A 13,385-nucleotide genomic window follows, 5' to 3' on the forward strand; every position below is an offset into this window, starting at 1 on the left:
ATCAAATTATGAAAAATAAATTTTTTTCAAATGCGCCAATCCATATCATGCTTATTTTAGGTGGTATTGCAATGGCATTACCTTTTATTTGGATGATTTTAACTTCAGGGAAAACGTTGGTTGAATCTACCCAAATTCCACCTACAATTTTCCCTGAGAAATTTCAGCTAAGTAACTATCAACAAGTACTTGATTTATTACCATTCATGGCTTTTTATATCAATACATTTTTAATGGTTGTTGGACGAGTGATTGGCTCGGTTTTATTTTCAGCAATGGCTGCATATGCTTGTGCGCGTCTAAGTTTTCCAGGGAAAAATATCTTTTTCAGCTTAGTACTTATTCAAATGATGATTCCCGGTTCCATTTTTATTACTCCACAGTATTTATTAGCACAAAAATTGGGTATTTTAAATACAATTCCAGCATTAATATTACCAGGGTAGTTAGTGCGTTTGGTACGTTTTTATTAAGACAATTTTTCTTAGGTTTACCTGATGAATTGGAGGAAGCGGCCTATTTAGAAGGTGCCAATATTTGGACGATCTTTTTCAAAATTATGTTGCCGCTTGCTAAATCAGAATTGGTTGCACTTGGAATATTCACAGCGTTGTTTGCATTTAAAGATTTAATGTGGCCATTGATTGTCAATACTTCAATTGATAAGATGCCTTTAGCTCCGGGATTAGCAAACTTACAAGGACAATATGCCACGAACTTCCCACAATTAATGGCAGGTTCGTTATTAGCAATTTGGCCAATAGTTGTGATATTCATCGTTTTCCAAAGAAAATTCATTGAAGGAATTGCTACAACAGGTGGTAAATTATAAAACTATTAATTAGTGATTGGAGAGTAAGTACATGACAAAAATTACATTTATTGGTGCAGGAAGTACTATTTTTGCAAAAAACGTATTAGGCGATGCGATGTTAACTCCAAGTCTACAAGATGCACATATTGCATTGTACGATATTGATGAAAAACGACTAAAAGAATCAAATTTAATGCTTAAAAATATTAATAAAAATTCGAATGAAAATCGTGCTGATATTGTTTCTTATTATGATCGCAAAGAAGCGTTAAGAGAGGCTGATTTTGTTATCAATGCTATTCAAGTGGGTGGTTATAAACCTTCAACAGTGATTGATTTTGATATTCCTAAAAAATATGGGTTGCGACAAACTATTGGTGACACCATGGGGATTGGTGGGATTTTTAGAACCCTACGGACACTACCAGTAATGTTAGACTTTGCTAAAGAAATGGAAGAAGTTTGTCCAAATGCTTGGTTATTGAACTATACAAATCCGATGGCGATGTTAACCATGGGTGTTTTAAAAGCGACGAGTATTAAGACTGTTGGTTTATGTCATAGCGTTCAAGTATGCGTACCAGAATTGTTTGAGCATTTAGGAATAGCCGATCAATATGACTTAAATGACTTTCAATGGAAAATTGCAGGCATTAATCATATGGCATTCTTGTTGGAAATTACAAAAAATGGGGAAGATTTCTATCCAACAATTCGTCAGTTAGCTGCAGAAAAACCAAATCCACATCCAGATTCTGTACGTTTTGAATTGTTGAAACGTTTTGGTTACTATATTACAGAATCAAGTGAACACAATGCAGAATACCATCCATACTTTATTAAATCAAAATACCCAGAATTGATTGACGAATTAGGGATTCCGTTGGATGAATACTTACGTCGTTGTGAACAACAAATTAATGATTGGGAAAGCATGCGAGAGGACATTGTAAATAATGGGGAGTTAACACATACGAGAAGCCGTGAATATGCTTCATATATCATGGATTCTATTACGACAGGAACTCCGTCAGTGATTGCAGGAAATGTCTTAAATAAAGGCTTAATCACAAACTTACCGACAGATGTTTGTGTGGAAGTACCTTGTTTAGTCGATAAAAATGGCGTGCAACCAACCTATGTCGGTGAATTGCCAACACAATTAGCTGCTTTAAATCGGACGAATATCAATGTTCAAGAACTGACAGTAGAAGCCGCTTTAACACTAGATAAATCAAAAATTTATCAAGCAGCGTATTTAGATCCACATCTATCATCTGAATTGTCTTTAACAGATATCAAAAATTTAGTGGATGATTTAATCGAAGCACATGGGGACTATTTACCTGAATATAATTAAAAAGAATCTGAAAGAGTAAGGAATTTTCAATTCCTTACTCTTTTCTTAGTTAAATTTAGTAAAAATATTGACAAAACACTTAGTAAACAGTTACATTAGTGTTAACAAAAAAGAAAACGCATTCAAATTGTATAAGGAGGAGCATAAAATGAAGTGGTCTAAAAAAATCATTTTAACTTGTATAGCACTAGGAGCAACGATCTCTTTGACTGCTTGTGGAAAAAATCAGGAAGATGCAAGCGGTAAGGTAGAAATAGAGTTTTTTAATCAAAAAAAAGAAATGACTCAAACGATTCAGGAGATTGCTAAAGATTTTGAAGCAAAAAACCCTGATATTCATGTAAAAGTTGTGGATGTACCGAATGCTGGTGAAGTAATTAAAACACGTATGCTTGCAGGCGATGTACCAGATGTCATTAATCTTTATCCTCAAAGTATAGAATTGAAAGAATGGGCGAAAGCTGGTTATTTAGAGGACTTAACCGAAGAACCGTATTTAGAGAATATCAAAAATGGATATGCACAACGTTTTGCTATTGAGGATCGTGTATATAGCATACCATTAACCGCTAATGTCTATGGTTTTTACTATAACAAAACTGCTTTTGAGGAAATGGGAATTCAAGCACCAGAAACTTGGGCAGAATTTGAAAAAATAGTAGCTGAGATTAAAGATCAAAACAAAGTACCGTTTGCGATTGCAGGAGCAGAAGGCTGGACTTTAAATGGTTATCACCAACTAGCTTTAGCGACTGCTGCTGGTGGTGAAGAGGAAGCGAACAATGTTTGGCGTTTCTCAGAAGTTAATGGAATTAATGCTGAAAGCAAAGAAATGCAAAAAGATTTTAATCGATTAGATTTGTTAAGAGAACCAAAAGCTTTGCAAAACAACTGGCAAGGTGCCGGTTATAACGATACAGTAGTTACTTTTACAAAAGGTGATGCGTTGATTATGCCGAATGGTTCATGGGCAATGCCGATGATTCATTCACAAAATCCAGATTTTGAAGTAGGAACTTTTCCTTTTCCAGCAGATGAAGCAGGTCAAAGTCTAACGATTGGCGCAGGAGACCTAGCCTTATCAGTTTCTGCAACTTCTCAACATAAAGAAGAAGCCAAACGTTTTGTAGAATATATGACAACACCTGAAGCGATGCAGAAATATTATGATGTAGATGGTGCACCGTGTGCTGTTGAGGGCGTTATCGAGAATACTCAGGATTCACCATTAAGTGGTTTAACTGAACTTGCTTTTACTGATCGTCATTTAGTTTGGTTAGCCAAAGATTGGAATAGTGAAAATGATTTTTATACCTTAACAACAAATTATTTACACAATGGCAATCAAAAAGCCATGATTAACGCATTAAATGCTTTCTTTAATCCAATGAAAGCTGACGGAAGGTAGGAAAATAAAATGAAAATAAAAGAAATTTTAAATCGTTACTGGGCAATCATTTTTGTAGCAATTCCAATTATTTTGCAGATGATTTTTTTCTACTTTCCAATGGTTCAAGGTGCTTTTTACAGTTTAACTAATTGGACTGGTCTGACTTATAATTTTGATTTTGTGGGTTTGAACAATTATAAGATTCTTTTTTCTGATCCGAAGTTTATCAAATCGATTGGCTTCACTTTAATTGTGACGCTTTGCATGATTGCTGGACAAATTGGTTTTGGTATTTTGATTGCGCGGGCGTTGAACGCAAATATTAAAGGGAAAACATTCTTTAGAGCATGGTTCTTTTTTCCAGCGGTCTTATCGGGCGTGGTTGTTTCCTTAGTATTTAAACAAATTTTTAACTATGGTTTACCAAAAATTGGTAGTATGTTAGGCATTGAATTTTTACAAACCAGTCTTTTAGGAACAACATGGGGAGCGATTTTTGCAGTAATTTTTGTTTTACTTTGGCAAGGAATTGCCATGCCAGTCATCATTTTCTTAGCGGGTTTTCAAAGTATTCCACAAGAAATTATTGAAGCTGCTAGAATGGATGGGGCGAATGATAAGCAAATTTTTTGGAATATTGAAATCACCTACTTATTACCAAGTATTTCAATGGTATTTATTATGGCATTAAAAGGTGGCTTAACAGCATTTGATCAAATTTTTGCTTTAACTGGTGGTGGACCAAGCGATGCCACAACATCTTTGGGGTTACTTGTTTATAATTATGCTTTTAAAAACAATCAGTTTGGTTATGCGAATGCTATTGCTTTAGTCTTATTTATCTTAATTGGGATTGTTTCACTGGCACAATTAAAATTATCGAAAAAATTTGAAATCTAGGAGGTTTCCCAATGAAAACATCAAAAGAAAAAAATATTTCTAAATACTTGCTTTTATTATTAGGGGGCTTCATGATTTTAGTTCCCTTAGTTTCAACGCTATTCGGTTCATTTAAGACAACACCCGATATTATGAATAATTTCTTTCGTTTTCCTAATCCAGCGACTTTGGAAAATTTCCGAAGATTGTTAGCGGATGGAATTGGTCATTACTTTTGGAATTCGGCAATCATCACAATCATTGCAGTAGTTGCTGTGACAGCAATTATTCCTATGGCTGCTTATTCACTAGCAAGAAAAATGACTCGTGGGAAAGCATACGGATTGATGTATTTATTTTTAATTTTAGGAATTTTTGTTCCTTTCCAAGTAATTATGATTCCGATTACCGTTATGATGAGTAAAATTGGTTTAGCAAATATGTGGGGATTAATCTTACTCTATCTCACTTATGCCGTACCACAGACACTATTTTTATATGTTGGTTTTATTAAACTAAATGTGCCTATCAGTCTGGATGAGGCTGCTGAAATTGATGGGGCTAGTCACTTTACAACTTATTTCAAAATTGTTTTCCCAATGTTAAAACCAATGCATGCGACGACTATTATTCTTAATGCTCTATGGTTTTGGAATGATTTCATGCTACCATTATTAATTTTAAATCGTGAGTCTAATATGTGGACACTACCATTGTTTCAATATAATTATACGGGACAATATTTTAACGACTATGGTCCAAGTTTTGCTTCCTATACAGTAGGAATTGTCACGATTACACTAGTTTATCTTGCTTTCCAAAGAAGTATTATAGCTGGAATGAGCAATGGAGCAGTGAAATAACCAATAAATTATTCTCATTATAAAGGAGTTCATAAACTTATGATTATATTTGACAATCACACACAAACATTTCATTTACAAAATAAAAAAATTAGCTATCTATTAGGAATCGAAGAAAATAATTATTTAACGCATCTTTATTTTGGAAAAAAGATTACGCACTATTCTGGTGGGTATCGCTACCCCCGAACAGATCGTTCCTTCTCACCCAACAATGCAAATGCACAAGATCGTTTATTATCTTTAGATACATTACCATTAGAATTTCCAGGATATGGACATGGTGATTTTAGAGAACCGGCGCATAATATTAAATTAGGAAACGGTAGTCGTGTAAATGATTTTCGTTATGATAGCTACGAAATTCAAAAAGGAAAGCCCAGCTTAGCGGGATTGCCAGCCTTATATACGGAAGATGATGATGAAGCTGAAACGCTGATTATTCAATTGAAAGACGCGATTAGTGGATTGACTTTACAGTTGTTCTACACAATTTATCAAAATCACAGTGTAATTATTCGTTCTACGCAATTAGTAAATAATAGTGATGAAACAGTGGAGATTAACCGCTTAGCTAGTCAATCAATTGATTTTTCAAATCGTCCACTCGAGTTAATTCATTTAAATGGTACCTGGGCAAGAGAACGTCAAATGACTAGAGAAAAAATTCACACAGGGATAAAAGTATTAGATAGTAAACGCGGATCAAGCAGCCATCAACAAAATCCGTTTGTTGCTTTAGTAGATGCCAAAACAGATGAATTTCAAGGAGAGGCATATGGATTTAATTTAGTTTATAGCGGTAATCACGAAACGGTGATTCAAAAAGATCCATTTGACCAAACACGGGTCATTATGGGAATTAATTCATTTAATTTTGGTTGGCAACTAAAAACTGGCGACTCATTTCAAACGCCAGAAGTCGTGATGGTTTATAGTAATGAAGGTCTGAATACGTTATCACAGACGTATCATGAATTGTATAATCACCGTTTAATTCGTGGAAACTATCGTTTACAAGAACGTCCCACGTTAATCAACAACTGGGAAGCAACGTATTTTGATTTTAACGAAGAAAAAATCATGAATATTGTCGATGATGCGAAGAACTTGGGCATTGAAATGTTTGTTTTAGATGATGGTTGGTTTGGCGGTCGTGAAAATGACTTCACTTCATTAGGTGATTGGGTTGAAACAGAAGGCAAACTTGCTTGTGGTTTGGAAAATTTAGCCAAGCAAGTGCATGATAACGGGATGAAATTTGGGATTTGGTTTGAACCGGAAATGATTTCTGAAGATAGTGAACTATTTCGAGCACATCCAGATTGGGCATTGGGTATTCCAGGTCGTGACCGCTCAATTAGTCGAAATCAATATGTTCTTGATTTTTCAAGACAAGATGTTCGTGATAATATCTATCAACAAATGACGGCGATTTTTGATCGTGTACCGATTGATTATGTGAAGTGGGATATGAATCGAAATATGACAGAAGTCTATTCTGTCTTGTTGGACTCAACGATGCAAGGTGAAGTGGCTCATCGTTATATGTTAGGGTTATATGAATTTTTAGAAAAGTTAACAACGAATTATCCAACTATTTTATTTGAAAGTTGTTCGGGTGGAGGCGGTCGTTTTGATGCAGGTTTCTTGTATTACATGCCACAAACTTGGACGAGCGACAATACCGATGCCGTGGCTCGTCTGAAAATTCAATATGGAACCAGCTTAGTGTATCCAATTTCAAGTATGGGTGCGCATGTTTCAGCAGTCCCAAATCATCAAACAGGAAGAGAAACGAGTTTAACTATTCGTGGCAATGCTGCGATGGCTGGTGTTTTTGGTTATGAGCTAGATCTAACGCAATTAACTTCTGAAGAAAAAGCAGAAATTAAAGAACAAGTTGCCTTTTATAAAAAGCATCGCCAACTTTTGCAATATGGAACTTTTTATCGCTTGGAAAGTCCGTTTGAAGGCAATGATACTGCATGGATGTTTGTCTCAAAAGACCAAACAGAAGCCATGGTCTTTTATTTCCGAGTATTAGCAGAAGCTGCGCATCCATTAGTCACATTGAAATTAGCAGGATTAGCAGAAGAAGCAACTTATCAAATGGAAGATGTAACATTTGCTGGCGATGAATTGATGAATCTCGGTTTTTATATTGACTCAGAACTACATGGTGATTATGCGACACAACGCTTTTATTTGAAACAGATATAGTAGCTTGAATTTACAATATAAGTGCAACACCAAAAGAGACTCATTCCAAACGAAGAAAATATGTTTTATTTACACGCATTTACTAAAAAGCAGCCTGATTTGAATTGGGAAAATGAAGAAGTACGTGAAGAAATCTATGCAATGATTAACTATTGGTTAGATAAAGGACTAGGCGGATTTAGAATCGATGCGATATTAAACATCAAAAAAAAACTAGAGTATGGCATCTTTGAATCTGATGGAGAAGATGGGTTAGCCTTCATTGGGCCCTGGATTCTTAATCAGTCGGGCATTGAAGTGTGGTTAAAAGAAATGAGAGAGCGGACATTTAAACCACATAATAGTATGACGGTAGCAGAAGCCGATGTTCCTAATGAACGTTTAGATGAATATATTGGTGAAGATGGCTATTATTCGATGGTTTTTGATTTTAGTTATACGGATATTGATGTACCTGAAACTGGTGAATGGTTTAAAGATAGCCAATGGACATGGACGGATATGCGTACCAATATTTTTACGAATCAATTAGTTACGCAAGATAAAGGTTGGGGCGCCTTATATTTAGAAAACCACGATCAACCACGTTCAATTAATAAATATATTCCAGAAGAATGGATCAATGATTATAGTAAAAAAATGTTGGCGACGCTTTTTATGTTACTAAGAGGTACCCCTTTTATTTATCAAGGACAAGAACTAGGAATGACCAACATAGAAATGGCATCATTAGAAGATTTTGATGATGTAGCTACGCATTCTCAGTATAAACGGGCATTAGAATATGGATTGGCACCAGAGCAAGCATTGAAAGCTGTCAATAAACGAAGTCGGGATAATTCTCGCACACCTATGCAATGGAATACGCAAAAAAATGCCAGATTCTCAACTTCTGATAATGTATGGTTAAAAGTAAATCCTAATTATCCAGAACTCAATGCAGAAGCTCAGTTAACCAATCAACAGTCGGTATTCAATTATTATCATCAATTAATTAAATTAAGAAAAAATAGTGTATACAAAGACGTGCTAATCTACGGACAATTTCTACCAGTGAAAGATAAAAATGAACATATTTTGCTTTATGAACGCCAATTAGAAGATAAAATCGTATTAGTTATCTTAAACGTTACAGCAACAGAACAAGAATATTATGTAGATGAACAGTACCAACAAGTATTAATCAATAATTATGAAGATGTTTTATTAGATCAAAGTCGAAAATTGCGTTTACGACCGTTTGAAAGTATTGTATTAGCTAATTATGGAGGACAATTATGAAAATTAAAAACGAAGCAATGCTCATCACCTATGCAGATAGTTTAGGAAAAAACATGGGCGAATTAAAACAAGTCTTAGACAAACATTTACAAGGTGTTATTGGTGGTGTACATCTGTTGCCTTTTTTTCCATCGACAGGTGATCGAGGCTTTGCGCCGAGTGATTATACGACAGTTGATCCAGCTCTTGGAACATGGGAAGATGTGGAAGCATTAGGTGAAGATTATTATTTGATGTTTGATTTTATGATTAATCACATTTCTCGTGAATCAAAATTTTTCCAAGATTTCAAAAAAAACCATGAGCAGTCACCATACAAAGAAATGTTTATCCGTATTCATGAATTTTTCCCAGAAAATCGACCAACACAAGAAGATATTGATTTAATCTACAAGCGTAAAGACAAAGCGCCGTTTCAAACGGTAGAATTTGCGGATGGTACGACAGAAGAGGTTTGGAATACCTTTGGGGAAGAACAAATTGATTTAGATGTGACCAAAGAAGTTGTGAAAGAATTTATTCGAGAAACCATCAAAGATATGGCGAACCATGGCTGTTCTTTAATTCGATTAGATGCGTTTGCTTATGCGATTAAAAAATTAGATACCAATGATTTCTTCGTGGAACCAGATATTTGGGAACTTTTAGACGAAGTGCGTCAAGAAGCAGCGAAATATGACGTCGAATTATTACCAGAAATCCATGAGCATTATTCCATTCAAATGAAAATTGCCAATCATGATTATTATATCTATGACTTCGCCTTGCCAATGGTCACTCTGTATTCACTTTATAGTGGAAAATCAGAACGTTTAGCCAATTGGTTGAAAATGAGTCCGATGAAGCAGTTTACAACATTGGATACGCATGATGGAATTGGTGTTGTGGACGCTCGTGATTTATTAACAGATGAAGAATTGGATTACACCTCTGAGGAATTGTATAAAGTCGGGGCGAATGTGAAGAAGGTCTATTCAAGTGCCAATTACAATAATTTAGATATTTATCAAATTAACAGCACCTATTATAGTGCATTAGGCGATAATGACCGTAGCTATCTGTTAGCACGTGCGATTCAAGTATTTGCGCCAGGGATTCCACAAATTTATTACGTTGGGTTATTAGCAGGAAAAAATGATATTGAACTGTTGGAAGCAACGAAAGAAGGGCGTAATATTAATCGTCATTACTATGATTTAGCCGAAATTGAAGAAGAAGTGCAACGGCCAGTGATTCAACAATTATTTGCACTTTTAAAATTTAGAAATGAATCTGCGGCGTTTGATTTGGATGGAACGATTGAAGTAGCAACGCCATCAGAATCAGAAATAGTGATTACACGTAAAAATAAAAACGGTAGTGATAGTGCAACATTAACGGCTAACTTGGATACGAAAGAATTTATCATTGAGTCTAAAGATATAAAAATTTTCACTAGTGTTGCATTAAAATTTTAACCTATTCCATAGAACAAAAAATCCTTTATACTAGCACTTGGATGACTTATCCAAGACCAATAAAAAGGACTCATACATGGATAAGTATAAAACAAATACAGCATTTAATAAATGGTTTTCTGCCATAAAATTAGGAAAACTTTCTGTCAACTCCCAAAAATGTATTTTTGATTACAATTCGTATCGTAAAAAACGGTTCTGTTGCAAAGTTTTAAATCTACTATCAAATAAGGTAGAATAATAGAAAAAGATAGCAGGAGGAATGACGATGAATCATTTTAAAGGAAAGCAATTTCAGCAGGATGTGATTATTGTAGCCGTGGGCTACTATCTTCGTTATAACCTTAGCTATCGTGAAGTTCAAGAAATCTTATATGATCGTGGAATAAATGTTTGTCATACTACGATTTATCGTTGGGTGCAAGAATATGGCAAACTACTTTATCAAATTTGGAAAAAGAAAAATAAAAAATCCTTTTATTCATGGAAAATGGATGAAACGTACATCAAAATTAAAGGAAAATGGCATTATTTGTATCGAGCCATCGATGCAGATGGTTTAACCTTGGATATTTGGTTACGTAAAAAACGGGACACACAAGCAGCCTATGCTTTTCTTAAGCGGTTAGTGAAGCAGTTTGATGAACCGAAGGTTGTAGTCACAGATAAAGCCCCCTCTATTACAAGTGCCTTTAAGAAACTAAAAGAATACGGCTTTTATCAAGGGACAGAACATCGTACCATTAAATACCTGAATAATTTGATTGAACAAGACCATCGTCCAGTAAAGAGACGCAATAAATTCTATCGAAGTTTACGCACTGCCTCTACCACGATTAAAGGCATGGAAGCCATTCGAGGATTATATAAGAAAACCCGAAAAGAAGGCACTCTCTTCGGGTTTTCGGTCTGTACTGAAATCAAGGTATTATTGGGAATCCCAGCTTAAATCATAGATACCGTAAGGGATTTTATTCTTTATTTAAAACTTTGCAACAGAACCGTTGGAAGGGTTTCAGTCAGTCGTACTTGTGATATTTTAGGAATTGGAGTTGGAACCTACTATCATAAGCTGGAGTGGCTGTATAGGCGTTGTTTGGAGTTTTTAGAACGATATGAGACACAACCCCTTCAAACAAAGAAATTTAACGAGATGTGGCTTAATACGGACAAGATGCACTACTACCTAAATAACGTCCGTAAGAAAGGACAAGGTTCAAAGAAATATACGGGGTTTGAAGACCTTAATATGCAAACGTATATAGTTGTATCTGCTGAGGTCTTATCAAGATATGTGTTCCGTTCTGATGTTGCCTATGATTGGAATATTTCAATGGATGAATTAAATGAAGATACAAGAAAATTCAAAGAAGACCATCTCAATACTTTTAGTCGTAAAAATGATAGGTTAGATTGGTCTTATTATCCACAAGAACCATCCGCTAACGATAGCGAAAATAGGAATGCTTATCTTCACGAATTAGGGAAAATTACTAATAGGAGTAGATTTGTCGATGGTTTAAATGTTGATGCTCCTTATACTACAACTGCTCACTATTGGTTAATTAAACAAATGGTTAATGCCGACGAATGGCGAATGATTAGTGATGATGACTTCTCTATTAGAAACGCCTTTTATAGAGTATTCACGAAAGAATTAAGGTTGAGCGATGCACATCATTTTATTTGCCAAGTTAACAAGACGAAAAGCAGAAAACAATGCTTAAAAGAATTCGGACAAGCAAAAGCAGAACTGCTCGATTGGGGAGATATCAGAGGATTCAAAACAAAGTTTCTACGGACTTTGGCATCTCATTATCTAACTGAATTACTAACAAGTCATCAATTCCACGAAGAGGCTATTAGTAAAGATGGAGAAAGATATCGCAAATATGCCGATAACCCTATCAAACATCCATTAGCCACTAAGGATAAAGGATTTTATTCAGTTGATTGTAGAACGGATTTATCTGCTCTGGAACCAAACGAAATCGCAAAGATGCTATTAAATGTTAATGACCATTCGACCAATAGCTTTATTCAACAGATAAGACGTTATATATCATCTCTTGAAAGACCATTAACAACAGCTCGTGGTGATAAGAAGAGCTATATTTACGCTAACTTCAATCCGAAGTATGCTCAATTTGCGATTACAATTCTAAGAACTTACTACAACTTTTGTCGCCCTTTTAAATCAGCGGATAAAAAGGTTTTGACACCTGCTCAAAGATTAGGGATTACAGATAAACAATTTGATTGGAAAGATATAATTTATTTCAAATGACAAAAAGAGCTTGGAGTAATCCCAAGCTCTTGTGCTTTATCTTTACTGTTCTTCTTCAATTAACGCACCCGTTAACTCAATAAGTTTTTTCTTTCATATACATGAAAATAGTAGTTATACGGATTTTTATCATTCTTTATCCCTTTTTGGGCAAATACCTCATTCCATTCCTCATAATTCACTTCTGGAAAAAAAGTATCTCCTTCGAATTCATGATGTATTTTTGTGATGTACATTTTCTCAACATAAGGGAAAAACAAATTATAAATCTGTTCTCCTCCGAAAATAAAAATTTCTTCTTCGTTTTTACATAACTCAAAAACATCTTCTATTGAATGAACAATTTCACAACCATTAAAGGTAAACCCCTTATCTCTCGTCAGAATAATATTTCTTCTGTCAGGTAAGGCTCTTCCGATTGATTCAAGGTTCTTCCTACCTAATATTATCGGATGTCCCTTTGTAGTATTTTTAACATATTCCCAGTCCTTGGGAATCCTCCAAGGAATGTCATTCTCTTTGCCAATCACTCTATTCTTATCCATCGCAGCAATCAAAGAAACTTTCATTTATAACACAGCCTTTTTAACTAATTTACCATCTAATTTCTTATTTCTATCAAAAAACCTTTTCTCATTATCCTGCCCGTTAGTTGAATAAGCAATTTTTTCTATAAGTTATATTATCATAATACCACAAAATCACAAATTTTCATTCAATTATCATTTTCAATTGCATTTTATAAATCATTTTGTATGTAATTTGGTATGTAAGTTAAAATGAAAAAAGTAGTCCATTTTGAAGTACATTTTGTCATTTTGTACTCCAAAA

Annotated in this window: 9 protein-coding genes and 2 pseudogenes; 10 read left to right on the forward strand and 1 reads right to left on the reverse strand. The window is 34.7% G+C overall.

From position 1 onward, the window contains the following. Positions 1 to 8: 8 nt before the first annotated feature. The 10 genes and pseudogenes from HED61_RS03505 to HED61_RS03550 all read left to right on the forward strand — a co-directional run. Positions 9 to 832 (forward strand): annotated as a pseudogene (locus HED61_RS03505) (carbohydrate ABC transporter permease). Between the two features lie 31 nt (positions 833 to 863). Further along, positions 864 to 2,174 (forward strand): alpha-glucosidase/alpha-galactosidase, encoded by a 1,311-nt coding sequence (gene melA, locus HED61_RS03510; protein WP_002329911.1) that lies wholly within the window; start codon positions 864 to 866, stop codon positions 2,172 to 2,174. A gap of 148 nt (positions 2,175 to 2,322) precedes the next feature. Continuing rightward, positions 2,323 to 3,582, forward strand: coding sequence for an extracellular solute-binding protein (locus HED61_RS03515; RefSeq protein ID WP_029486207.1), 1,260 nt, complete (start codon positions 2,323 to 2,325; stop codon positions 3,580 to 3,582). A gap of 9 nt (positions 3,583 to 3,591) precedes the next feature. Next, the gene (locus tag HED61_RS03520) at positions 3,592 to 4,464 is read left to right on the forward strand and encodes a carbohydrate ABC transporter permease (protein ID WP_002290370.1); all 873 of its coding nucleotides are present in this window, start codon (positions 3,592 to 3,594) and stop codon (positions 4,462 to 4,464) included. 11 nt (positions 4,465 to 4,475) lie between these two features. Further along, complete coding sequence (locus HED61_RS03525) at positions 4,476 to 5,306, forward strand: carbohydrate ABC transporter permease (protein ID WP_002343071.1); 831 nt, start codon at positions 4,476 to 4,478, stop codon at positions 5,304 to 5,306. 39 nt (positions 5,307 to 5,345) lie between these two features. Beyond that, positions 5,346 to 7,529 (forward strand): alpha-galactosidase, encoded by a 2,184-nt coding sequence (locus HED61_RS03530; RefSeq protein ID WP_002343072.1) that lies wholly within the window; start codon positions 5,346 to 5,348, stop codon positions 7,527 to 7,529. Between the two features lie 60 nt (positions 7,530 to 7,589). Continuing rightward, a complete protein-coding gene (locus tag HED61_RS03535; RefSeq protein WP_002342361.1) occupies positions 7,590 to 8,810 on the forward strand; it encodes an alpha-amylase family glycosyl hydrolase in 1,221 nt (406 codons plus the stop codon). Beyond that, the gene (gtfA, locus tag HED61_RS03540; protein WP_002335326.1) at positions 8,807 to 10,267 is read left to right on the forward strand and encodes a sucrose phosphorylase; all 1,461 of its coding nucleotides are present in this window, start codon (positions 8,807 to 8,809) and stop codon (positions 10,265 to 10,267) included. The genes HED61_RS03535 and gtfA overlap by 4 nt, the downstream gene beginning before the upstream one ends. A 268-nt stretch (positions 10,268 to 10,535) precedes the next feature. After that, on the forward strand, positions 10,536 to 11,216 hold the full coding sequence (locus HED61_RS03545; RefSeq protein WP_185080512.1) for an IS6-like element IS1216 family transposase: 681 nt from the start codon (positions 10,536 to 10,538) through the stop codon (positions 11,214 to 11,216). A gap of 54 nt (positions 11,217 to 11,270) precedes the next feature. Next, positions 11,271 to 12,554: pseudogene (locus HED61_RS03550) on the forward strand (insertion element protein); the annotation flags it as partial. A 71-nt stretch (positions 12,555 to 12,625) separates the two neighbouring features. On the opposite strand, the gene dfrG reads toward HED61_RS03550, so the two are convergent. Next, on the reverse strand, positions 12,626 to 13,123 hold the full coding sequence (gene dfrG / locus HED61_RS03555; protein WP_000868795.1) for a trimethoprim-resistant dihydrofolate reductase DfrG: 498 nt from the start codon (positions 13,121 to 13,123) through the stop codon (positions 12,626 to 12,628). Between the last annotated feature and the right edge of the window lie 262 nt (positions 13,124 to 13,385).

The organism is Enterococcus gallinarum, from assembly GCF_021496385.1.
Lineage (GTDB): Bacteria > Bacillota > Bacilli > Lactobacillales > Enterococcaceae > Enterococcus_D > Enterococcus_D gallinarum.